Origin of the sequence: Pseudomonas sp. A25(2017) (assembly GCF_002001065.1) — a bacterium.
GTDB classification, from domain to species: domain Bacteria; phylum Pseudomonadota; class Gammaproteobacteria; order Pseudomonadales; family Pseudomonadaceae; genus Aquipseudomonas; species Aquipseudomonas kilonensis.
This window is the reverse complement of sequence record NZ_MUOA01000061.1, coordinates 112,216-134,969: the sequence shown is the minus strand read 5'-3', so window position 1 is coordinate 134,969 and position 22,754 is coordinate 112,216. Positions and strand designations below refer to the sequence as shown.

The window sequence follows — 22,754 nt, the reverse complement described above, 5'->3', positions numbered from 1 at the left end:
TCTTGCTAACCCTCTTATTGTTCTGTCAGGGGGCGCACGCGCACGCCCTGTTCAAGCGACGCCAGCAACGCGGTGTCGTGGATGCCAAAACCGATCTGCGTGACCGCCATGGCAGCGATGGCCGTGGCGGTGCGCAACGTTTGTTCCGGGGTGTCGGCGCTGAGCAGGCCGTGCAGCATGCCCGCCAGCAGCGAATCCCCGGCGCCCACGGTGCTGGCGACGCTAACCTTGGGTGGCGAGGCATGCAGCGCCGTACCGACACTGAACCAATTCACGCCATCGGCACCGTGGGAAATCACCACATGCTCGACGCCCTGGGCGTGCAGGCGCTGCGCCGCTTGCGCCTGGGCCAATTCACTCACCACCTCGCAACCCAGCGCATCGGCCAGTTCTTCGGTGTTCGGCTTGATCAACCAAGGCCCCGCCGCCAGGGCGACACGCAAGGCTTCGCCACTGGTGTCGAGGGCCACGTTCAGGCCGAGTGTTTTCAAACGCGTGATCAAGGCCTGCAACCACTGCGGGCTGACACCCCGGGGCAAGCTGCCCGCCACCACAACCACGTCGTGACCGGGGGCGATTTGCTCAAGGCGCGCCAGCAAGGCGTGCTGTGCGGCTTCATCAACCACCGGGCCCGGGCCGTTGAGGTCAGTGATGCGTCCGTCCTGCTCAGCCAGTTTGATATTGCTGCGAGTTTCGCCGGGAACACGGATAAAAGCATCGACAAAACCACGCTGGGCAAACAGCGTCTCGAACACCTGGGCATTGTCTTCGCCCAGAAAACCACTGACCGTCAGCGTATGGCCGAGATCGGCCAACACCTGGGCCACGTTCACGCCCTTGCCGGCGGCGTGGGCGTGCATGCCGTCGCTGCGGTTGACCTGGCCCGGCTCCAGGCGCGCCAACTCCACCGTGAGGTCGAGCGCCGGGTTGAGGGTCAGGGTAAGAATCTTCGCCATTACAGCGCCTCCACTAATGCGCGCACATCATCGGCGCTGCCCACGGCCAAGGCCTCTTGGGCCAGGGTTTGTACTTGCGCCAGGCTCAATTCGCGGACCCGCGCCTTGACCTCGGCAATGCTACGGGCCGAGACACTCAGTTCGTCCACGCCCAGGCCCACCAGCACCGGCACCGCCAGTGGGTCGGCCGCCAGTTCGCCACACACACCGACCCATTTGCCATGGGCATGGGCGGCGCGCACGGTGATGTCGATCAGTTGCAGCACGGCCGGGTGCAAGCCATCGGCCTGGGCCGACAGGGTCGGATGACCACGGTCGATCGCCAGGGTGTATTGCGTCAGGTCGTTGGTGCCGACGCTGAAGAAGTCGACTTCCTTGGCGAGCACCGGCGCCAGCAATGCGGCGGACGGCACTTCGATCATGATCCCCAGTTGCAGGTCTGCCACGGGGATTTCCCGGCGCAGGCGCTCGGTCATGTCCCGGGCCTGGCGCCACTCATCGACGCTGCCCACCATCGGGAACATGATCCGCAGCGGACGGCTGTCCGCCGAACGCAACAAGGCCCGCAGTTGCGCTTCCATGACCTGCGGACGCTGCAAGGTCAGGCGGATGCCACGCACGCCGAGGAACGGGTTTTCCTCTTTCGCGATCGGCCAGTACGGCAGTGGCTTGTCACCGCCAACATCCAGCGTACGCACCACCAGCGGTCGACCGGCCAGGCCGTCGAGCACCTTGCGGTATTCGGCTTCCTGGGTCGCTTCATCCGGCGCCTGGGTGTGAGCCATGAAAATCAGTTCGGTGCGCAACAGGCCAATGCCTTCGGCGCCCTGCTCCACCGCGCTGGCGACGCCGGCGCTTTCGCCAATGTTGGCAAACACTTCCACGGCATGACCGTCACGGGTCACCGCCGGTTCGTGACGCTGCTCGGCGGCCACCTTGAGGCGCTGCTCGCGGGTGTCGCGCTCTTCAGCAGCCCGTTGCAAGGTGGCAACGTCAGGGTCCACGTGCAGGCGACCGCGCTGGCCATCCAGCAGCAAGGACGTGCCCGGCGCCAGCAACAATACCGCCGCACCGGCGCCCACCAGCGCCGGAATGCCCAAGGCCCGGGCGACAATGGCGCTGTGGGCGGTGGCGCCGCCACGGGCGGTGAGAATCCCCGCCACCCGCGTCGGGTCCAGGCGGGCCACGTCGGACGGGCCGACTTCGTCCATCACCAGGATGTAGGGTTGATCGGGTTCGTTCGGGGTTTCGACGCCGCACAGTTGCGCCAGCACCCGACGGCCGACGTCTCGCAGATCGGCGGCCCGTTCGGCCAGCAAGGCGTCCTGCAAGGCTTCCTGTTCTTTCGCGGCGGCTTCAACCACCCCCATCCACGCCGCTTGCGCACTCTCGCCCAGCTTCAAGCGAGTGTCGACTTCGTCGCTCAGCTCCGGGTCGTCGAGCATTTCCTGGTGGGTGATGAAGATCTCGCGGATGGCCTTGGCCTTGGCGCGTTCAATCAGGCCTTGGATATCGCGGCGCACCTGGTTCAAGGCGTTTTGCAGGCGCTCGCGCTCGATGGCCGCCGATTCACCGCGCAACGGGTAGTCGATGGCCTGCAATACCTGGATGTGGGCCGGGCCGATGGCGATGCCCGGGGCGGCGGCGACGGCCTGGATCAGGCTGCCAGATTCGGGCGCCAACACGACAGTCGCCACTTCGGCCATCACGGTTTCCCGCGGCGCACTCGGCGGCGGCAGCGGTTCGACTTCTTCGCCAAGGCCTTCTTCGATGGCCGCCAGCAGTGCCGGCAACGCATCGGCGGCAATGCTCGGCTCAGCAATGAATTCCAGGACCTGGCCGCGACGGGCGCCCAGGCTCAACAGCTTGCTCAGGCTCTTGGCCGACACGGCGCTGTCCTGGCCGTCGACGATGCGCACGCGGATCTCGCCTTCGAAGCTTTTCGCTAACTGGGCGAGGATCTTCGCCGGGCGTGCATGCAGGCCATGGGCATTGGCCAGGCCGATGCGCGCGCTGGGCCAATCGGCGGGCAATTCGCCGCCGAGCACTTCCAGTACTTTGCGGCTGCTGGTGGCGCGACCCAGTTCGTGGCCGCGGCCTTCGATCAGCAAGGCACAGAGCCTTTCCAGCAGGGCCTGGTGAGCCTCGCCGAGACTGGCGAGGCAGAACAGACCGCTCAACGGTTGACCCAGGTAGCGGATGGGCTTGTCCGGCGTGACGAACGCCAGGCCCGGACGCTTGACGGTCTGTTCGCTGTGCAGCCACCACAAGCCATCGCCCAGGGGCAGCGCATCGACTTGTTGCAACACCCCGGCAAAGCCGTTGCTCACGCAATCGGCCTGGCGCAGCAAACGGGCGCCGCGCCATACCAGCTCTTCGAAATCGTCAGCCGACACACCGAGGCCGATCATCTGGGCATCCAGGGCCAGTTCCTGCGGCGCGCCTTGCAACAGCTTCAGCAACGCTTCGGCGGAACCGGCACGGCGCAAGGCCTGGCCCAGGTCCGTCTCGCCGAGGGCGCGGGTCAGCAGTTGCAGCAGGCGCAGGTGTTCGTCGGACTTGGCCGCGATGCCGATCGCCAGGTAGACGATCTGACCATCGCCCCAGTCCACGCCCTCGGGGAATTGCAGCAGGCGCACACCGGTCGAATGAACCAGCTCGCGGGTCTGCGGGGTGCCGTGGGGGATGGCAATACCTTGGCCAAGAAAGGTCGAGCCCTGGGCTTCGCGAGCCTGCAAGCCGGCGAGGTAACCCTCAGCCACCAAGCCATCGGCCACCAGTTTGTCGGCGAGCAGTTGCAGTGCAGCGTCTTTATCCACAGCCGTCTGAGCCATGGATATCTGCTCTAGAGTGAGCTCGAGCATGCTTTCTCCTTTTTGGCGTCCGGTTGGCGCCAGGTATTGTTTTGAATGAATCAGCTTAGCGTTGCAGGATGATTTTTGGCGTGATCACGGCAGAAGGGCCAAAAATGCTGCTAGCCTTGAAAATACGCTTGCTGAAACGTTTAATCTAGAAAGATTGGCACGTTACTCGATAATCTCTCATCCTTGAAGTGCAACTTGTCGTAAGCGCTTGGACGGTGACCGTCGGCTTGAATCGGGTAGGATGGCCCTTATCGTCGGGGCTAACTCGAAAAAACAAGGAAAACCGGGTTGAAACTCAGTGATATTGCCCAACTGGCCGGTGTGTCCGTGACCACCGCCAGCTATGTCATCAACGGCAAGGCCGAACAGCAACGCATCAGCAGCGCTACCGTCGAACGGGTGCGGGCGGTGGTCCAGGAACACGGCTTCACGCCCAATCCCCAGGCCGCTGGGCTGCGCAGCCGCCACACCCGTACCCTGGGCTTCATCTTGCCTGACCTGGAAAACCCAAGTTACGCACGCATCGCCAAGTTGCTGGAGCAAGGCGCGCGGGCGCGGGGCTACCAGTTGCTGATCGCCAGTTCCGACGACGCCCCCGACAGCGAACGACAGCTGTTGCAGTTGTTCCGCGCCCGGCGCTGCGATGCGCTGATCGTCGCCAGTTGCCTGCCGGCCGGCGACGACAGCTACCAGCAGCTGCAGGCCAAGGGCATTCCGATCATCGCCATCGACCGGGTGATGGAGCCGGCGCATTTCTGCTCGGTGATCAGCGACGACCGCCAGGCCAGCCTGCAATTGACCCGCAGCCTGTTGGAGACCCACCCTCGACAAATCGCGCTGATCAGCGCCCGTCCCGAGCTGAGCATCAGCCAGGAACGGGCCGCAGGCTTTCGCGAGGCCTTGGCCGGGTTCGAGGGCCAGGTGCTGATCGAGCATGGCGAGTCGTTCAGCCGTGAATGCGGCCGCCAGTTGATGGAGGAAATGCTCGCGCGCCTGGGGCATCTGCCCGACGCGCTGATCACCACGTCCTACGTGCTGCTGCAAGGGGTGTTCGACGCCCTGCACGATTTCCCGCTCAAGTCGCGGCCGTTGCGCCTGGGTACGTTTGGTGACACGCAGTTGCTGGATTTCCTGCCGCTGCCGGTCAATGCCATGTCCCAGCAGCACCAACTGATCGCCGACAAAGCCCTGGAACTGGCCCTGGCGGCCATCGAAAACGATGACTACCAGCCAGGCGTGCAGGCCATCGCGCGGACGTTCAAGCAGCGTATTCACCAAGGCTGACGCTTCTTCAGGATTGATCCATGGAGTTGATCGACACCCACACCCACCTGGATTTTCCAGACTTTGATGCAGACCGCCCGGCACTGCTGGCCGAAAGCCGCGCCTTGGGCGTGCGGCAAATGGTGATACTGGGCGTGTACCGGGACAACTGGCAGCGGGTCTGGGACCTGGTGCAAAGCGACCCGGACCTGCATGCCGCACTGGGCCTGCACCCGGTGTATCTCGATCAGCACCGACCCGACGACGTGGCGCTACTGCGCGAGTGGCTGAGCCGCCTGGCCGGACATCGGCAATTGTGTGCGGTAGGGGAAATCGGCCTGGATTACTACATCCCCACCCTGGATCGCGAACGCCAGCAGGCACTGTTCGACGCACAACTGCAACTGGCAGTGGAGTTCGAACTGCCGGCGCTGATCCATGTGCGCCGCAGCCATGCCGACGTGATCGCGACCCTCAAGCGCATGGGCTCCAACCGCGCCGGGATCATCCACGCCTTCGCCGGCAGCTTCGAAGAGGCCCGCGAATACATCAAGCTCGGCTTCAAACTCGGCCTGGGCGGTGCCGCGACTTGGCCCCAGGCCTTGCGCATGCACCGGGTGCTGGCGCAATTGCCGCTGGACGCGGTGGTGCTGGAAACCGATTCCCCGGACATGGCCCCGGCGATGTTCCCCGGCCAACGCAACAGCCCGGCGCATTTGCCGGCGATTTGTGAGGCGCTGGCCGGGATCATGGGTATCAGCCCGGAACGCTTGGCCGAGGCCAGTACGGCCAATGCCCGCCAACTGTTCAACTGGTAAAAAAACCTGTGGGAGCGAGCTTGGTGGGAGCAAAGCTTGCTCGCGATCCAGGCACCGCAGCACTCAAGAGACCGCGGTGTTTTCATCGCGGGCAAGCCTTGCTCCCACCAAGCTCGCTCCCACATTGGACCTGCGGTGAATCAGCGGCAATCACACCCGAAACGCATTGATCAACTGCTTGAGCTGCACCACCTGGGCAGACAATTCGCGGCTGGCGTCTTCGGTCTGGTGGGCACCTTCGGCGGTGCGTTCGCCGGCGCGGTTGATTTCGACGATGTTCTGGTCGATGTCATGGGCCACGGCCGTCTGCTGCTCCACAGCGGCGGCGATCTGCTGGTTCTGGTCGACGATCATGCCGACGGCACCGAGGATATTTTCCAAGGCCTGCTGGACCTTTTCCGATTGGCTGACCGTGCCGCTGGCCATCTCATGGCTGGTGCCCATCGCCTTGACCGCGGCGCCGACACCACCGTGCAGGCGGGTGATCATCGCTTCGATTTCTTCGGTCGATTGCTGGGTTCGCTTGGCCAGGGTCCGCACCTCATCGGCCACCACCGCAAAGCCGCGCCCCTGCTCACCGGCCCGGGCCGCTTCGATGGCGGCATTGAGGGCCAGCAGGTTGGTCTGCTCGGCGATGCTCTTGATCACATCCAGCACGCGACTGATGGCCTGGCTGTCGGTCGCCAGTTGATTGATCACCTGCACCGACTGATCGATCTCGCTGGCCAAGCGGGCGATGCTGCCCTGCTGGGATTCCACCAGCCCGCGCCCGCTGAGGGTCTCGTCGTTCACGCTGTGGGCACTGCTCACCGCTGCAGCGGCACTGCGGGCCACTTCCTGGGCCGTGGCCGACATTTGGTTCATCGCCGTGGCCACCAGTTCGATCTGGCTGCGCTGGCCGGCGACGGCCTGGTTGCTCTGGGCCGATACCGTTTCCACCTGCCCGGCCTGGCGTTCGACTTCGGCGACGGTGCGGCCGACCTGTTCGATCAGGTCATGGATCTTCGCCACCGTACCGTTGAACACTTCACCCAGCTCACCCAGTTCGTCTTTGCTGCGCGCGACGAAATTGACCGTCATGTCCCCCGCCGCCACCTTGTCCATCATCTGGCCCAGATGCTGAAGCGTGGTGCGGGTCGAGGCGTAGAAACCGGCGTACAGGTAAAAAATCAACAGGAACACCAGCACCAGCGCCACAGCTTGCAGCACCATGTGACTGCGATTCTGTTCCAGGCGCTGCTGCAACTGCACGCCGAGAAAGCCCTGGGTCGCTTCGTTCAGCCGATAAGTCTGCTCCATCAGGCCGCTGACCTGCTCAAAGAATGCCGGCCAGGGCGCATCGAGGGTGTCGGCCATCACCACCTGCTCCTCGATCAGTTCCGAGGCCTTCTTGAGGGCACTCTTGCTGCCGCTGGCCTGGGCGGCCAGGGTTTGTCCAGCCGCCTGGCTGGAGCCGAGGGCGTCCTGCAGTTTCAAGTCGTACTCGCCCTGGAGCTTTTCGATCTGCGCCAGCAACTCGTCGAAGCGGGTGCTCGACGCCGAGTTGAGAAACCCCAGCCCCAACGAGGACGCGCCCAGCGCTCGGCCTTCACCGAGAATCTGGGTGACCTTGGGGGTCGTGCCGATGATCAGCTCACTGAGCTGGCGGATGTCGCTCTGGTTGTCGCGGCTCAGCCCCGCCTGGCTGGCGATGATCTGGCCGAACATCTGGGCGCTGTTGAGCAACTTGCCGATCAGCGCACTTTTGCTCTGCAGGGAGCTTTCGGCCTGCTGGGCCTTGAAAGCACCGATCATTTCGTCGCGCTTGGCCTCGAAGGCACTGACCTGCTCAGGCTCGATGGCCATGGCCGTCATGCCTTGCAGCCGTGCGAGGACCTGTTGTTCCAGGCTGCCGATCTTCGCTTCGACATCACCGGCCTTGCCGGATTGGCCCAGGCTGGCGTTGATCTGCACCAGATTATTGAGGGTTTCCAGGTCCCGGCGCAGGGTCAGGCTGCTGCCCAGCAGGTCGAGGCTTTGCAGCTCCACTTGGGTGCCCTGGAATTCCCGATAGGAATCGCGCACCAGAAAGAAGTTGGTCACCAGCATGGGCAGCAGGAACAGCACGCTGATCAGGCTGAACTTCATGCCGAAGCTCAGGCGGTTCATCAGCGCGACGGCGGGCCAGAGCAAACTCTTCACAAGGAAGTCTCCCGGTAGTGTTCTTATTGTTATGAGCTCGCGCACGGAGACAGCAGAAAGCCACTATTCGGGCGCTGCTCTTGTATAGCCTAAATTGGCGGGGAGATTTGTAACTTAAGGTTAACGAGAAGGACTGACACGGTTCAGCTGTGGCTAGGGGATTTATCTGTGGGAGCAAGGCTTGCTCCCACAGAATCCCTCGCCACAAGGAAATGTGTTGGTTGTTCTCAGGCCAACACCGTCCACAACGCAAACCCGGCATACCAGAGCACCGCCGCACGCAGCAACAATTCCCAGAGACGGTCCAGGCTGTTGATGCCGTCCGGCCCGGCGACGGGCCGGGGGATCTCGCCCGCCACCAGGCCGACCTTGTCGATGAGGGCGGCGGCGCTGATGTTCCAGTTCAGCAGCTCATGCAGCATGACCCGGCTGACCGCAACGAAATTGCCCACCAGGGCGAAGCTCGCCGCCAGCAACCGCACCGGCACCCAATCGAAGGCATGGCGCATTTGTGCTGCCCGCTCGGCCACGCCGGGGTTCTGGCTGTGCTCGGCGGCTAGCGCCAGCAGCCGATAACTCAGGGCGGCGACCGGGCCCAACACGAAGTACCAGAAAATTACCGCGAAAAAGCTCTGGTAGGCCTGCCACAACAAATGCCCTTGGACCCGCTCCAGCAACTGCTCACCGTCATCGGCTTCAATGTCCAGGTCGCGCTTGGCCACATGGGCCGCCGCTTGCAGGTCTTCCCGACGCCACGCGTCGCGAAACGGCCCGAGGCCGGCCAGCAGATCACCACGCCCCAGGCTGTAGATCACCACCAGCAAATGCACCGGCAGCGCCAGCAGACCATAGGCCACCGGCTCCAGCACCCACAAAAGCAACGCCAGCAGCGCCACGGGCAGCATCACCATCAGCGTCAGCACCAGCCAGGGTCGGCTGAGCCAACGCGGGCTCGCCTCGAGCTTGTTCAGCTCGAGCAGCCAGCCGCCGTCGCGCTGGACCCGCTGGCGCAAGGCCGAGAACTTCTCGATCCAGACGGCCAGCAGCAACACCAGAAAACTCATTGTCCTTCCCCTTCTGTCAGGGCCGCGCGATAGCGCACCCAGTCGAATGCCGGTCCCGGATCGGTCTTGCGTCCCGGTGCGATGTCGCTGTGCCCGCAGATACGCTGCACAGTGATCGCCCTGAACGCCGCTTGCAACTGCCGGGTCAGGTCCACCAATGCGACATATTGCGCGTCGGTGAACGGCAGATCATCCGTGCCCTCAAGCTCGATGCCCAGGGAAAAATCGTTACAAGTCTCACGCCCCTCGAAGCACGAGACACCCGCATGCCACGCGCGATCCAGACAAGAGACAAACTGGGTCACGGCGCCGTCACGCTCAATCAGAAAATGCGCAGAAACGCGAAGGTCGGCGATACCCAGAAAGTAGGGATGTTCCGTGACATCCAGACGATTCTGGAAGAATTCCTGCACCTTGCCCGTGGCGAACTGTGCCGGTGGCAGGCTGATGTTGTGGATCACCAGCAGGGAGATTTCGCCTTCCGGGCGCGCATTGAAGTTGGGCGATGGGCAATGACGCACCCCCTCGCACCAACCGCTCGCGGAGTCCAACTGCATACAGGTTCCTTCGATGACGACGCTGAATGCCGCCAGTATGCCGTGATCGGACCGGGCTGCGCGATCACTTGCCGCGATTGAGCTGGCGCAGATTGCCCAGCACCGACTCCAGCGCGCGGTCGAACAACAGGGTGTCGTCCAACAGCCGCGCCGCTCCCCGGCGAAATTCCAGGGCCAGGCTGGTGCGGCTATGCTCCAGCACCTTGAGGCCGGTGCGATTGACGAAGACGTATTTGCCGGTGGCCTCGATGATCGCCGCCAGCTTGCAACGCAGGGTGTTGTCATCGTCCTCCTGGAACTCGACCCAGCTTCCCAGGTGCAACTGGTCGACCTGCAGCAGGCCCACATCATCGGCCGGCAAATGCACCGCCACGCTCTCTCCCGCCGATTTCTGCGGGGCACGCAGGACGATTTTTTCCAGCACCTCGACCATGGCCGGCGAATCGAACGACTGGGCCTGATCCGTTGCCTGGCCCATGCGCTCGAGCGCCTGGACATGCAGGAGTTCCAGTTCACTGAAAAACTCGCTGGTGGCAAACGGGTCGAACGCCGAACGGCTCAGGCCTTCACGCAGCGCCTTGAGCAGTTCGGGCACCATTGCCAGCAAGCGCAGGCCGGCGTCGGGTTCGTCGTGAGGCTGGACGCTCCAGATCAATTGCTCCAGGGTCAAGACGTCGGCCTGCCATTCGGCGGAATACTTGCCATGCTTGAAGCACGTCAGCAGCAACACTTGGCTCCAGGCGTGTTGCACGAACTCCACCACGGCTTGCGGCAAGACTTTGCCCAACATCACCTGGTTCAGCGCCCCTTCAACGCGATGGCGCGCCAGTTCGGCCTTGGCCCGGCCCTCTTCGGCGTCGCGAATACGCTGTTCAAGCAATTCGCTGCGGCGGCGCTCGTCACTGGTGAAGGCCAGGAAATCGGCCAACAGCTCGGAGAAAATCGCCGGGTCATCGACGAAGTCGTTCAGCAGGCGCTGCACCACCTGCTCGATGCGCAGGTACAGGCTGTCGCGCTGATGGTCGTCGCAATCGCCCCAGCCCATGGCCGCGGCCGCGATTTCGTTAAGCAGTCGCCGAGCCGGATGATTGCCACGGCTGAAGAAGCTCTTGTCCTGCACCGCGACCTTGAGCATCGGGATTTGCAGGCGGCCGATCAGGGCCTTGAAGGAGTCTGGCAGGTTGTGATCGTCGAGGATGAATTCGAACATCATCGAGATCAGGTTGATCACGTCTTCATCGGCGCCTTCGACCACCCGGGACTTGCCACTGCGCACGCTGACCCGGGTCAACAATTGTTCGAGCTGGCTACGCAAATCGAACTCGTCGTGAACGGTAGGCGCCGGTACGTATTGCTGCAAATGAGAGAGCAACCGTAGCAGGTCACGGGTAGAAATCGGCTGGGGCGGTACGCTGGGTTCCAGGGTCGGCGCCACGCTGCCACGCACCTGCATCAGCAGTTTCTGCAAGGCGGCGAACACTTCCTGCACGCTGTCATCGACCTCGGCATCGCCGGGCTTGTCAGCGACCTCGGCGCTGGGCCGCAGAGTTTCCTCGGGGCGATCCGACGTCCGGCGCGCCGGCGTAACCTTGAGCTCCGGCAGCACGCCTGTGGCGGCCAGCAACTGGTTGGCCTCGGTATAGAGTTGGTCGCAATCGCTAAGCACATAACGCTCGAACAGCTTGAGCAGGATCAGCTTGACCTTGATGCCCACGCCCAGGTTGCGCCCGGCCTGCAGGAACTTCTCGCACAGCAGTGCCGGGCTCAGGGGATTGTGCTGATTGGCCAGCGGTCGGCCCAGCAGCGCACCGAGCCGGGCCGTCAGTTGCTCCAGCGCCACGCCATCGCGCCTGAACACCCGAGTGACCATCGCCTCGACCGCCAAATGGCGCTCCAGCTCGTCCTGGGAGCGCTGGGCTTGGCTGTCCGGCGCCAGGGTGGGCGCCAAGCTGGTGTGGGTCAGGTCGTACTGGGCAAGGCTGACGAAGGTCTCGAAAAACTGCTCGATGAATTCACGTTCAATGCTTTTGCGCTTCAGGCGCAGGTCGCGCATGGCCTCGAAGTACAGGTTCTGCTCGACGTCGTCGCGTGCCCGGTCGGCCATTTCAAACAAGGTGTCGTCGGCGTTATCGAACAGCCCTTGCAGGCCCAGGTGCAACTGCTGGGCAGCCTTGTCGCGAACCTGAAGCAGAATCACAGGCAGGCGGGCGAGCGGCGAGGGATTCGCCTGATCGGTAGCGACCTTGTGCAAAGGCACTACATTCCCGTCGTTGTGCATCCTGGCCTCCTGAAACGGCTTTCTTCGGCTCGCAACGTCAAAGCTATGACGTCAATCGAAAGGCGGATTATCGGGTAAAACAACCCTGTCGTACCAGCACACTCTGTGATCCATCTCGAAATACGGCGCAATAAGTGACCCGGGAAATGAGGAAATGTTGCGAGGACGCGACCAAATGCAGGTTTCGACACCCTATAATCAGGCCACTTTGTTTGTGGAGCCCGTTATGCCGAATCTACGCCTCGCCGATCTGACCGCCGAAATCGAAGCCAACGTGCGCCGTGCGTTGCTTGAAGACATCGGCAGCGGCGACATCACCGCGCAACTGATCCCCGCCGAACGCCTGGCCAAGGCCACCATCATTACCCGCGACGCGGCGATCATCAGTGGCACGGCCTGGGTCGATGCCGTGTTCCGGCAACTGGACCCGCGTGTCGCGGTGCATTGGCAAGTGCGCGACGGCGACCGGGTCAACCCCGATCAGGTGCTGTTCCACCTGGAAGGCCCAGCCCGCTCGCTGCTGACCGGCGAACGCAGCGCGCTGAACTTCCTGCAAATGCTTTCCGGCGTTGCCACGCGGGCCCGTTACCTGGCCGACTTTGTCGCCGGTACCCAGGTCAAGCTGCTGGACACCCGCAAGACCCTGCCCGGGTTGCGCCTGGCCCAGAAGTATGCGGTCACCTGCGGTGGCTGCCACAACCACCGCATCGGCCTGTACGATGCCTTCCTGATCAAGGAAAACCACATCGCCGCCTGCGGCGGAATCGCCCAGGCCATCGCGGCCGCCCACAAGATCGCACCGGGCAAACCGGTGGAAGTCGAAGTGGAAAGCCTGGCGGAATTGAAAGAAGCGCTGGCGGCTGACGCCGACATCATCATGCTCGACGAACTGAGCCTGGACGACATGCGTGAAGCCGTACGCCTCAATGGCGGCAAGGCGAAGCTGGAAGCCAGCGGCGGGATCAACGAAAGCACGTTGCGCCCGATTGCCGAGACTGGGGTGGACTACATCTCGATCGGCGCAATGACCAAGGATGTGAAGGCAGTGGATCTGTCGATGCGCTTGAGCCTCTGACAATAAAAAACGCCAGCCTTGAAGGCTGGCGTTTTTTTTCAGACCACCAGATTGTTCATCTCGCAGTACTCATCCCATTCCACACCCAGCACCTCGGCCGCTTCCTTGTGCAACGCAAGACGCTGCGCCTCGAATTCTTCAGGTGGGCTGGTGTACTTGAGCGTCAACTCCCAAGGCTGCAAGCCCTGGGCTTCGGCCTCGTCCTCGAACGCCCATTGGATCTGGTCTTTTTGATCATCGGCAGACAAGTCCTTGATCTCTTCCAGCAACTGGGGCGCATCCAACACATACTTCTTCAGCGCTTCTTCGTGCCTGGCTTCCTGGGTCAATTCTTTAACAGTCATGGCGTTCTCGTTGATCTGGGGAATGGAAGATGGATCTGGATCATCAAGGATCTCTCTGACGCAAAAAAACCGCTTGAAGCCCGGTTTATCTGGCCTTCAGAACCATTCGGGGATCATCTGAAAACTGCTGGGCGATGCACATGCAGGCAATGAATATAGGACGTTTTGCCGACGATTTACACGGTTCTTTACATCTATCCCACAAAAAAACCATGCGCCTGAGAAACCAGGGAAGCTTGGGAACATCTGTCAAAATAACCAGTCATAGCCATGTGCCATGCTGGCACTTCACAAGGAACCCCAGTGATGCGCAGCTTTTCGAAACGTTCGTTGACCCGGCTTGCTACCGCGACCTTGCTGCTCGGCAGCCTGACCTTGACCGGCGTTGCCCAGGCGGCTGTTGAAGTCTCCTCCGATGGGCCGTCTTCCGACGACACCATTCCTGCCCTGCGTTTTGACCGATTTGATAAGTACGTACTCGTCAAGACCAACGTCAACGTCAGTGCCTTGGAAAACCTGCCAAAAACCGTGAAGAACAACGCCGAGGAACTGGAAAGCCAGAAACGCACCCTCAGCGAGCAGGCCCGTCAGATCGAAGAACTCAAGCGCAACAGCGGCTCCAGTTCCACCTCCAGCAGCAAGGAAATTGACGAGCTCAAACGCACCATAAAGGAACAGGAACGCGACCTGAACGATCTGGGCAAGCAAGTGGAAGAACTCAAGCGCAATAGCGGCTCCAGTTCGAGTTCGAGCAACAGCGAGATCTCGTCCCTGAAACGGGAGCTCAGCGATCAGGATCGCGAGATGGATCAGCTCAAACGCACGGTCGAGGAGCTGAGCAGGAAAGTGAAATAACGAGGGGGATGGTGCCCGAGACAGGAATCGAACCTGCGACCTTCGCGTTACGAGTGCGCTGCTCTACCGACTGAGCTACACGGGCGGTGGCTAAACCTAGCACCGTCCCCTGTGGCCAGGCAACCCGCGACACAGGGATTTTCACCGCACAGCAAAACGCCCCGAACCAGTCGGGGCGTTTGCTTGTTCAGCGGTTAGGCTACGGGGTGATTAAACGCCCGATGCCTTGGCTGCTGCGACGTCCTTGATGGACAGTTTGATACGGCCGCGGTTGTCCACGTCCAGTACCAGCACTTCCACTTCCTGGCCTTCTTTGAGGATGTCGGTCACTTTCTCGACGCGAGCATCGCTCAGCATGGAGATGTGAACCAGACCGTCCTTGCCCGGCAGGATGTTGACGAACGCGCCGAAGTCGACGATGCGCTCAACCTTGCCGACGTAGATCTTGCCGATCTCGGCTTCTGCGGTGATACCCAGGACGCGCTGGCGTGCTGCTTCTGCCGCTTCCTTGGTTTCGCCGAAGATCTTGATCGAACCGTCGTCTTCGATGTCGATCGAAGCCTTGGTTTCTTCGCAGATCGCACGGATGGTCGCGCCGCCTTTACCGATGACATCACGGATTTTGTCGGTGTCGATTTTCATCGCGATCATCGTCGGAGCGTTTTCCGACAGTTCGGTACGGGACTGACCGATGATCTGGTTCATCTGGCCGAGGATGTTCAGGCGCGCTTCCAGGGCCTGGCCCAGGGCGATTTCCATGATCTCTTCGGTGATGCCCTTGATCTTGATGTCCATCTGCAGTGCGGTGACGCCTTTGGCGGTACCGGCCACTTTGAAGTCCATGTCGCCCAGGTGGTCTTCGTCACCCAGGATGTCGGTCAGGACGGCGAATTTCTCGCCCTCTTTAACCAGACCCATGGCGATACCGGCAACCGGCGCCTTCATCGGCACACCGGCGTCCATCAGGGCCAGGGAAGCGCCGCAGACCGAAGCCATCGAGCTCGAACCGTTGGACTCGGTGATTTCCGATACCACGCGAATGGTGTACGGGAACACGTCAGCGGCAGGCAGCATGGCCTGGACCGAACGACGGGCCAGACGGCCGTGACCGATTTCGCGGCGACCGGCGCCACCCATGCGACCACACTCGCCCACCGAGAACGGAGGGAAGTTGTAGTGCAGCATGAACGGGTCTTTCTTTTCGCCTTCCAGGGTGTCCAGCAGTTGCGCGTCACGGGCGGTGCCCAGTGTTGCAACGACCAGCGCCTGGGTTTCGCCACGGGTGAACAGCGCCGAACCGTGGGTCTTTGGCAGAACGCCGACTTCGATGTTCAGCGGACGTACGGTACGGGTGTCGCGACCGTCGATACGTGGCTTGCCGTTGACGATGTTTTCGCGAACGGTGCGGTATTCGATTTCACCGAAAGCGGCTTTGACGTCGCTGGCCGATGGTTGGCCTTCTTCGCCGGACAGCTTGGCAACGACCTGGTCTTTCAGCTCGCCCAGGCGTGCATAACGGTCGGCCTTGACGGTGATGGTGTAGGCCTGGGAGATGGCTTCGCCGAACTCGGCACGGATCGCGCCCAGCAGCTCGGTGGCTTCGGCTTGCGGAGCCCAGGTCCAGGTTGGCTTGGCGGCTTCGGCGGCCAGTTCCTTGACGGCGTTGATCACCACCTGGAACTCGTCGTGGGCGAACAGCACGGCGCCCAGCATCTGGTCTTCGGTCAGCTCTTTGGCTTCGGATTCAACCATCAGCACGGCTTCGGAAGTACCGGCCACGACCATGTCCAGGCTCGACGCCTTCAGTTGCTCGTAGGTCGGGTTCAGCAGGTAGCCGGTGCTTTCGTGGAACGCGACGCGGGCAGCGCCGATCGGGCCATCGAAAGGAATGCCGGAGATCGCCAGGGCAGCCGAGGTACCGATCATCGCAGCGATGTCCGGATCGGTTTTCTTGCTGGTGGAGACGACGGTGCAGACAACCTGCACTTCGTTCATGAAGCCTTCTGGGAACAGCGGACGGATCGGACGGTCGATCAGTCGGGAAGTCAGGGTTTCTTTCTCGGAAGGACGGCCTTCGCGCTTGAAGAAACCGCCAGGGATCTTACCGGCAGCGTAAGTCTTTTCCTGGTAGTGGACAGACAGAGGGAAGAAGCCCTTGCCTGGATCGGCTTGCTTGGCACCGACAACGGTCACCAATACGCTGACGTCGTCGTCAACGGTGACCAGCACTGCGCCGGAGGCCTGACGGGCGATACGGCCAGTCTCGAGGGTAACGGTCGACTGACCGAACTGGAATTTTTTGATTACCGGGTTCACGGTGTCCTACCTTCTTTGTGGCTCTTGGGGAACTTGTCTTCTTGCGAAATTCTTGGGCAATGGCGGGAATCGGCCCGACGTCTGTCCAGGGTAAAACGTGTATCCAGATAAAACTTGAGGCTGGGAGCCTGCCATGCGCCAGCGGGAAACCCACTGACGTACGACAGACCACCAACCTCTAGCGCAATCGCTGATTAGCGACGCAGACCCAGGCGAGCGATCAGAGCGCTGTAACGGCTCAGGTCCTTGCCTTTCAGGTAGTCCAGCAGCTTACGACGCTGGTTTACCATGCGGATCAGACCACGACGGGAGTGGTGATCTTTACCGTTGGCCTTGAAGTGACCTTGCAGTTTGTTGATGTTGTGGGTCAGCAGTGCAACTTGCACTTCTGGCGAACCAGTGTCACCAACAGCTTGCTGGTAGTCAGCTACGATTTGAGCTTTTTCTTGAACGTCGAGAGCCATGAGGCAATCCTTTTAGTCAGGAAACTGTTTCAAGGAAACAGCTTCAACAGGCCAGGGACAAATCCCTGTATCTATAAATGAGTAGTGACCGTGCCTGTTAACAGCCACACTCGCCAACCTGCTGTTACGCAGGCTGGTTCCGGTCATTCCGACCGAATCAGTCGACGCGGCGCAATGCGCCCGTCTTCGCTCACTTCACCGATACCGATGAAGCGACCATTATGATCCTGCACCCGGACCATGCCGAACTTCGGCGCATCCGGGGCACGTACCGGCTGGCCGTTGAGCCAGTAGAACGCACTGTGTTCCGAGAACTGCAACAGCGGCCAATCCAGCAACCCGCTGTCCGATGGCATCAGGAAACGGTCGACCGCTTCGTTGCCGCCTTCGGCATGTACCGCTTCAAGCTCTTCCAACGTGACCGTCTGGGCCAACGTGAAAGGCCCGGCCTGGGTCCGTCGCAATTCTGCCACGTACGCGCCACAGCCGAGCTGTTCACCAATATCCTCCACCAGGGTGCGGATATAGGTGCCCTTGCTGCAATCCACGACCAGCCGCGCAGTATTACCGTCAAAGGCCAGCAATTCCAAGCGCGCAATAGTAACAGAACGCGGTTCACGCTCCACTACTTCGCCTGCACGAGCCAGTTTATACAGCGGTTGGCCATCACGCTTCAGAGCCGAGTACATCGGCGGTATCTGACTGATTTGCCCGCGAAATTTCGGCAACACCGCTTCGATATCGGCCTGACCAACGGTCACCGGGCGCTCCAGCAAAACCTCACCTTCGGCATCCGCCGTGGTGGTGGTCTTGCCCAGTTGCGCCAGGGTTTCATAACCCTTGTCGGAATCGAGCAGGTACTGGGAGAACTTGGTCGCCTCGCCAAAGCACAGCGGCAGCACGCCGGTGGCCAGCGGATCGAGGCTACCGGTGTGCCCGGCCTTTTCAGCATTGAGCAGCCAGCGAACCTTCTGCAACGCCGCGTTGGACGTGAACCCCAGCGGCTTGTCGAGCAGGATGATACCGCTGACGTTACGACGGATACGTTTGACCTGAGCCACCGATTACTCCTTGGTGTCTTCGGGTTCAGCCGCAACCGGGTGCTGACTGTCTTCAGCCACGGCGCGTTCGATCAGGGCCGACAGATGCGCACCACGCACGACGCTTTCGTCGTAGTGGAAGTGCAGCTGTGGAACGCTGCGCAGCTTCATCTCCCGGGCCAGCTGCATACGCAGGAAGCCGGCGGCCGAGTTGAGCACCTTGATGCTCTGGGCGATTTCTTCGGCGCTGTCCTGGCCCATCACGGTGATGAAAATCTTGGCGTGACCGACGTCACGGCTGACTTCCACTGCGGTAATGGTGACCAGGCCGACGCGCGGGTCTTTGACTTCACGACGGATCAGTTGGGCCAGCTCACGCTGCATCTGATCGCCGATTCGTTGGGTACGGCTGTATTCTTTTGCCATGTCTTGTTACCTGTTACTGCCCCACGGTGAAACCCGCGAGGTCTGAAAGCGGCAAACGCCCGGCCTGGCAAAAGCCAGACCGGGCGTTGCGTTTAGAGTCCGCCAGCAAGGCAGCGCATGTTCATGCGGCTGCCCGGCGCGGCTCTTGAAGTGCGCGAGTCAGAGGCTGCGAGCAACCTGGACCTTCTCGAAGACTTCGATCTTGTCGCCGACCTTGACGTCGTTGTAGCTCTTGACGCCAATACCGCATTCCATGCCAGCACGTACTTCGGAAGCGTCATCCTTGAAGCGGCGCAGGGATTCCAGCTCGCCTTCGAAGATCACGATGTCTTCACGCAGTACACGGATCGGACGGTTACGGTGAACAACACCCTCGATCACCATGCAGCCAGCGATCGCGCCAAACTTCGGCGAACGGAACACGTCACGCACTTCAGCGGTACCCAGGATGTTCTCGCGAACATCGCTGCCCAGCATACCGGTGAGGGCTTTCTTGACGTCTTCGATGATGTCGTAGATCACGTTGTAGTAACGCATATCCAGGCCTTCCTGCTCGACGATCTTGCGAGCGCCGGCATCGGCACGCACGTTGAAGCCGAACAGTACAGCGTTGGAGGCCAGTGCCAGGTTGGCGTCGGACTCGGTGATACCACCGACACCGCCACCGACAACACGCACTTGCACTTCGTCGTTACCCAGGCCGTTCAAGGCACCGTTCAACGCTTCCAGCGAACCACGGACATCGGACTTGAGGACGATGTTAAGCGTCTTCTTCTCTGCCTGGCCCATGTTCTCGAAGATATTTTCCAGCTTGCCGGCGTGAGCGCGAGCCAGTTTGACTTCGCGGAACTTGCCTTGACGGAACAGAGCCACTTCACGGGCCTTCTTCTCGTCCGACAGCACGCTCATCTCGTCGCCAGCGTCCGGGGTACCGTCCAGGCCGAGGATCTCGACAGGGATGGAAGGACCGGCTTCCTTGATTGGCTTGCCGTTCTCGTCGAGCATGGCACGTACACGGCCATAGTTCGAACCGACCAGCACCATGTCGCCTTGGCGCAGGGTACCGTCTTGAACCAGAACGGTAGCAACCGGACCACGACCTTTGTCGAGGCGCGATTCAACCACGACGCCTCGGCCTGGAGCCGAAGGAGTCGCTTTCAGTTCCAGAACTTCAGCTTGCAGCAGAACAGCTTCCAGCAACTCGTCCACACCAGTACCGACTTTCGCCGAAACCGATACGAACGGGGTGTCGCCGCCCCACTCTTCCGACGTCACGCCGTGAACCGACAGTTCGCTACGGATGCGATCGAGATCAGCGCCCGGCTTGTCGATTTTGTTCACTGCAACAACCAGTGGAACGCCGGCAGCCTTGGCGTGCTGGACCGCTTCAATGGTCTGCGGCATTACGCCGTCGTCCGCTGCAACGACCAGAATCACAATGTCAGTCGCCTTGGCACCACGAGCACGCATTGCGGTAAACGCGGCGTGACCCGGGGTATCGAGGAAAGTGACCATGCCGCGGTCAGTTTCAACGTGGTACGCACCGATGTGCTGAGTGATACCGCCGGCTTCGCCAGCAGCTACCTTGGCACGACGGATGTAGTCGAGCAGCGAAGTCTTACCATGGTCAACGTGGCCCATTACGGTCACGACTGGCGCACGGGAGAACGTCTCACCTTCAAACTTCAGGGACTCAGCCAGGGAGTCTTCAAGGGCGGTATCGCTGACCAGGGTCACTTTGTGGCCCAGTTCTTCGGCTACCAGTTGAGCAGTTTCCTGATCAAGCACCTGGTTGATGGTCGCTGGAGTACCCAGTTTGAACATGAACTTGATGATTTCAGCAGCCTTGACCGACATCTGATTGGCGAGATCGCCAACAGTGATGGTCTCGCCGATCTGCACATCACGCACGACAGGGCCGGTAGGGCTCTGGAAACCGTGGGCGTTGCGCTTCTTCAGCTTGGCCTTGCCGCGACCACCACGACGGAAGCCATCGCTTTCTTCGTCGGTAGTACGTGGGGCAACGCGTGGAGCAGGCGCTTTCTCTTTGACCGAGGCACGATGCGGAGCGTTTTTGCGCTCACCATCACCGCTACCACGACGACTGTTATCGTCGGCACGTGGCTTGTCCGGACGGCGCTGTTCGTTCTGCTTGTTGCGAACGTCAGCAGACGGTGCTGGAGCAGCGGCTACAACCGGTGCGCTTTCGCGTACTGGCTCGGCAACTGCAGCAGGCGCTGCAACGGCGTCGTTAGTAGCGGCTTGCGCAGCAGCAGGCTGGCGGCGCGCTTCTTCTTCGGCGCGACGCTTGGCTTCTTCTTCAGCCTTCTGACGAGCAGCATTTTCTACTGCGCGACGTTCTTCCTGTTCGCGTTTGCGCTCGGCTTCGATTTCTTCCGGGCTGCGCTGTACGAAGACTTTCTTCTTGCGTACTTCAACGCTGATGCTTTTGCTACCGGCAACACGCAGGGTGCTGGTGGTTTTACGCTGCAGAGTGATCTTGCGCGGTTCTTCCACTTTCGCCTTGTGACTGCTCTTCAGGTGAGTCAGCAGGGACTGCTTCTCACTGTCGGTCACATGTTCCTCGGCGGCGGTGTGCGGCAGACCTGCCTCACGCATCTGCTGCAACAGGCGCTCTACCGGTGTTTTGACCTCATCGGCCAGTTGTTTCACCGTGACTTGCGTCATGCACTTCTCTCCTCAGGCCGCGCCTAATTACTCGAACCAGTGGGCTCGGGCGGCCATGATCAACTTGCCGGCACGATCATCGTCAATGCCGTCGATGTCGAGCAGATCGTCAATAGACTGCTCGGCCAGGTCTTCGCGGGTAATTACGCCGCGCACCGCCAGTTCCATCGCCAAATCCTTGTCCATACCCTCAAGCGAGAGCAGGTCTTCGGCCGGATGGGCGTCTGCCAGCTTTTCCTCAGTAGCGATGGCTTTGGTCAACAAACGATCCTTGGCCCGAGCGCGAAGCTCGTTGACGATCTCCTCGTCAAAGCCGTCGATGTTGAGCATTTCCTCCACCGGTACGTAGGCAATCTCTTCCAGGCTGGTAAAGCCTTCATCCACCAGCACCTGTGCCAGCTCTTCATCGACTTCAAGCTCTTCGATGAAGTTGCGCAGGATGTCACCGGTTTCAGCTTGCTGCTTAGCCTGGATGTCCGATTCGGTCATCACGTTCAGGGTCCAGCCAGTCAACTGGCTGGCCAGACGCACGTTCTGACCACCGCGACCGATGGCCTGAGCCAGATTGTCTGCGCCAACGGCGATGTCCATGGCGTGGGCATCTTCGTCGACGATAATTGCCGCCACTTCAGCAGGCGACATGGCATTGATCACGAACTGAGCCGGGTTGTCGTCCCACAGGACGATGTCCACGCGCTCGCCGCCCAACTCGCCGGATACGGCCTGGACACGCGAACCACGCATGCCGATGCAGGCACCTTGCGGGTCGATGCGCTTGTCCTTGGAGCGGACCGCGATCTTGGCACGCGAACCCGGATCACGGGAGGCGGCCATGACTTCGATCAGGCCTTCGGCAATTTCCGGCACTTCGATGCGGAACAACTCGATCAGCATTTCCGGCGCTGTACGCGACAGGATCAGCTGCGGGCCGCGGTTCTCGGTGCGGATTTCCTTGAGCAGCGCACGCAAGCGCACGCCAACCCGGAAAGTTTCGCGAGAGATGATGTCTTCGCGAGCCAGCAACGCTTCGGCGTTGTTGCCCAGGTCGACGATCACGTTGTCGCGGGTCACTTTTTTCACGGTACCGGAGATGATTTCCCCCAGGCGCTCGCGATAAGCGTCGACGACTTGCGCGCGTTCGGCTTCGCGAACTTTCTGCACAATAACCTGCTTGGCAGTCTGTGCAGCGATGCGACCGAACTCAATGGACTCGATTTTTTCTTCTACTACATCACCGACCTTGGCGCCCGGATGCGTTTCTGCAACCTTGCTCGGCCAGGTTTCGATAGCCGGATCGTCCAGGTCGGCTTCCTCGACCACCGTCCAGCGACGGAAAGTCTCGTAGGCACCGGTGTGGCGATTGATTTCCACACGCAAATCAACTTCGTCTTCAAACCGCTTCTTGGTAGCAGTGGCCAGAGCCAGCTCCAGCGCTTCAAAAATAACGTTAGCCGGTACGCCCTTTTCATTGGATACCGACTCAACAACCAGCAGTACTTCTTTGCTCATCGTACGCCTCGCCTTTCGCAAGCCATTGGATCCGCGGGATCCGCAGTATCTGGCAC

The 22,754-nt window shown here is 61.2% G+C and carries 16 protein-coding genes, 1 tRNA gene and 1 pseudogene; 4 read left to right on the top strand and 14 right to left on the bottom strand.

The genetic code is table 11. The features are described from left to right. Positions 1–14 precede the first annotated feature (14 nt). A complete protein-coding gene (gene pfkB / locus B0E42_RS14290) occupies positions 15–956 on the bottom strand; it encodes a 1-phosphofructokinase (protein ID WP_018612826.1) in 942 nt (313 codons plus the stop codon). Further along, positions 956–3,820 carry a phosphoenolpyruvate--protein phosphotransferase gene (gene ptsP / locus B0E42_RS14285; RefSeq protein WP_077506690.1) on the bottom strand — a complete coding sequence of 955 codons (2,865 nt, stop codon included), beginning with the start codon at positions 3,818–3,820 and terminating at the stop codon, positions 956–958. Before ptsP ends, pfkB begins: the two co-directional genes overlap by 1 nt. 288 nt (positions 3,821–4,108) lie before the next feature. Between ptsP and cra the strand changes: the two genes are divergently transcribed. Together cra and B0E42_RS14275 are read left to right on the top strand one after the other, a co-directional pair. Further along, a complete protein-coding gene (cra, locus tag B0E42_RS14280; protein WP_014336586.1) occupies positions 4,109–5,104 on the top strand; it encodes a catabolite repressor/activator in 996 nt (331 codons plus the stop codon). Between the two features lie 20 nt (positions 5,105–5,124). Continuing rightward, complete coding sequence (locus B0E42_RS14275; protein ID WP_024618443.1) at positions 5,125–5,901, top strand: TatD family hydrolase; 777 nt, start codon at positions 5,125–5,127, stop codon at positions 5,899–5,901. 150 nt (positions 5,902–6,051) lie between these two features. Here B0E42_RS14275 and B0E42_RS31765 read toward each other — a convergent pair. The 4 genes and pseudogenes from B0E42_RS31765 to B0E42_RS14255 form a co-directional block, all read right to left on the bottom strand. Next, positions 6,052–6,624: pseudogene (locus tag B0E42_RS31765) on the bottom strand (methyl-accepting chemotaxis protein); the annotation flags it as partial. A gap of 1,685 nt (positions 6,625–8,309) precedes the next feature. Next, on the bottom strand, positions 8,310–9,146 hold the full coding sequence (gene ampE / locus B0E42_RS14265) for a regulatory signaling modulator protein AmpE (protein ID WP_077506689.1): 837 nt from the start codon (positions 9,144–9,146) through the stop codon (positions 8,310–8,312). Then, positions 9,143–9,703 (bottom strand): 1,6-anhydro-N-acetylmuramyl-L-alanine amidase AmpD, encoded by a 561-nt coding sequence (gene ampD / locus B0E42_RS14260; RefSeq protein ID WP_018612836.1) that lies wholly within the window; start codon positions 9,701–9,703, stop codon positions 9,143–9,145. The genes ampE and ampD overlap by 4 nt, the downstream gene beginning before the upstream one ends. 64 nt (positions 9,704–9,767) lie before the next feature. Then, on the bottom strand, positions 9,768–11,981 hold the full coding sequence (locus tag B0E42_RS14255) for a DUF1631 domain-containing protein (protein ID WP_077506688.1): 2,214 nt from the start codon (positions 11,979–11,981) through the stop codon (positions 9,768–9,770). 226 nt (positions 11,982–12,207) lie between these two features. Between B0E42_RS14255 and nadC the strand changes: the two genes are divergently transcribed. Further along, positions 12,208–13,056 carry a carboxylating nicotinate-nucleotide diphosphorylase gene (gene nadC, locus B0E42_RS14250; RefSeq protein ID WP_018612840.1) on the top strand — a complete coding sequence of 283 codons (849 nt, stop codon included), beginning with the start codon at positions 12,208–12,210 and terminating at the stop codon, positions 13,054–13,056. Positions 13,057–13,094: 38 nt separating this feature from the next. Here nadC and B0E42_RS14245 read toward each other — a convergent pair whose 3' ends face one another. Next, positions 13,095–13,400 (bottom strand): DUF6388 family protein, encoded by a 306-nt coding sequence (locus B0E42_RS14245; protein WP_018612842.1) that lies wholly within the window; start codon positions 13,398–13,400, stop codon positions 13,095–13,097. A 306-nt stretch (positions 13,401–13,706) separates the two neighbouring features. On the opposite strand from B0E42_RS14245, the gene B0E42_RS14240 reads away from it, so the two are divergent. Further along, the gene (locus B0E42_RS14240; protein ID WP_018612844.1) at positions 13,707–14,255 is read left to right on the top strand and encodes a hypothetical protein; all 549 of its coding nucleotides are present in this window, start codon (positions 13,707–13,709) and stop codon (positions 14,253–14,255) included. A gap of 9 nt (positions 14,256–14,264) precedes the next feature. On the opposite strand, the gene B0E42_RS14235 is transcribed toward B0E42_RS14240, so the two are convergent. The 7 genes from B0E42_RS14235 to nusA form a co-directional block, all read right to left on the bottom strand. Next, a tRNA-Thr gene (locus tag B0E42_RS14235) sits at positions 14,265–14,340 on the bottom strand. A gap of 125 nt (positions 14,341–14,465) precedes the next feature. Then, positions 14,466–16,571 (bottom strand): polyribonucleotide nucleotidyltransferase, encoded by a 2,106-nt coding sequence (pnp, locus tag B0E42_RS14230; protein WP_003197725.1) that lies wholly within the window; start codon positions 16,569–16,571, stop codon positions 14,466–14,468. Positions 16,572–16,765: 194 nt separating this feature from the next. Continuing rightward, positions 16,766–17,035 (bottom strand): 30S ribosomal protein S15, encoded by a 270-nt coding sequence (gene rpsO / locus B0E42_RS14225; RefSeq protein ID WP_018612847.1) that lies wholly within the window; start codon positions 17,033–17,035, stop codon positions 16,766–16,768. Between the two features lie 143 nt (positions 17,036–17,178). Then, complete coding sequence (gene truB, locus B0E42_RS14220) at positions 17,179–18,096, bottom strand: tRNA pseudouridine(55) synthase TruB (RefSeq protein WP_018612849.1); 918 nt, start codon at positions 18,094–18,096, stop codon at positions 17,179–17,181. Between the two features lie 3 nt (positions 18,097–18,099). Then, positions 18,100–18,501, bottom strand: a complete 402-nt coding sequence (gene rbfA / locus B0E42_RS14215) for a 30S ribosome-binding factor RbfA (RefSeq protein WP_003177871.1) — start codon at positions 18,499–18,501, stop codon at positions 18,100–18,102. A 159-nt stretch (positions 18,502–18,660) separates the two neighbouring features. Next, a complete protein-coding gene (infB, locus tag B0E42_RS14210) occupies positions 18,661–21,189 on the bottom strand; it encodes a translation initiation factor IF-2 (protein ID WP_018612853.1) in 2,529 nt (842 codons plus the stop codon). Positions 21,190–21,216: 27 nt separating this feature from the next. Then, positions 21,217–22,698 (bottom strand): transcription termination factor NusA, encoded by a 1,482-nt coding sequence (gene nusA / locus B0E42_RS14205; protein ID WP_003177868.1) that lies wholly within the window; start codon positions 22,696–22,698, stop codon positions 21,217–21,219. Between the last annotated feature and the right edge of the window lie 56 nt (positions 22,699–22,754).

Coding starts and splice junctions, on each gene's coding strand:
- pfkB (WP_018612826.1), bottom strand. CDS start 956: ATGGCGAAGATTCTTACCCTGACCCTCAACCCGGCGCTCGACCTCACG.
- ptsP (WP_077506690.1), bottom strand. CDS start 3,820: ATGCTCGAGCTCACTCTAGAGCAGATATCCATGGCTCAGACGGCTGTG.
- B0E42_RS14275 (WP_024618443.1), top strand. CDS start 5,125: ATGGAGTTGATCGACACCCACACCCACCTGGATTTTCCAGACTTTGAT.
- ampE (WP_077506689.1), bottom strand. CDS start 9,146: ATGAGTTTTCTGGTGTTGCTGCTGGCCGTCTGGATCGAGAAGTTCTCG.
- ampD (WP_018612836.1), bottom strand. CDS start 9,703: ATGCAGTTGGACTCCGCGAGCGGTTGGTGCGAGGGGGTGCGTCATTGC.
- B0E42_RS14255 (WP_077506688.1), bottom strand. CDS start 11,981: ATGCACAACGACGGGAATGTAGTGCCTTTGCACAAGGTCGCTACCGAT.
- nadC (WP_018612840.1), top strand. CDS start 12,208: ATGCCGAATCTACGCCTCGCCGATCTGACCGCCGAAATCGAAGCCAAC.
- B0E42_RS14245 (WP_018612842.1), bottom strand. CDS start 13,400: ATGACTGTTAAAGAATTGACCCAGGAAGCCAGGCACGAAGAAGCGCTG.
- B0E42_RS14240 (WP_018612844.1), top strand. CDS start 13,707: ATGCGCAGCTTTTCGAAACGTTCGTTGACCCGGCTTGCTACCGCGACC.
- rpsO (WP_018612847.1), bottom strand. CDS start 17,035: ATGGCTCTCGACGTTCAAGAAAAAGCTCAAATCGTAGCTGACTACCAG.
- rbfA (WP_003177871.1), bottom strand. CDS start 18,501: ATGGCAAAAGAATACAGCCGTACCCAACGAATCGGCGATCAGATGCAG.
- infB (WP_018612853.1), bottom strand. CDS start 21,189: ATGACGCAAGTCACGGTGAAACAACTGGCCGATGAGGTCAAAACACCG.
- nusA (WP_003177868.1), bottom strand. CDS start 22,698: ATGAGCAAAGAAGTACTGCTGGTTGTTGAGTCGGTATCCAATGAAAAG.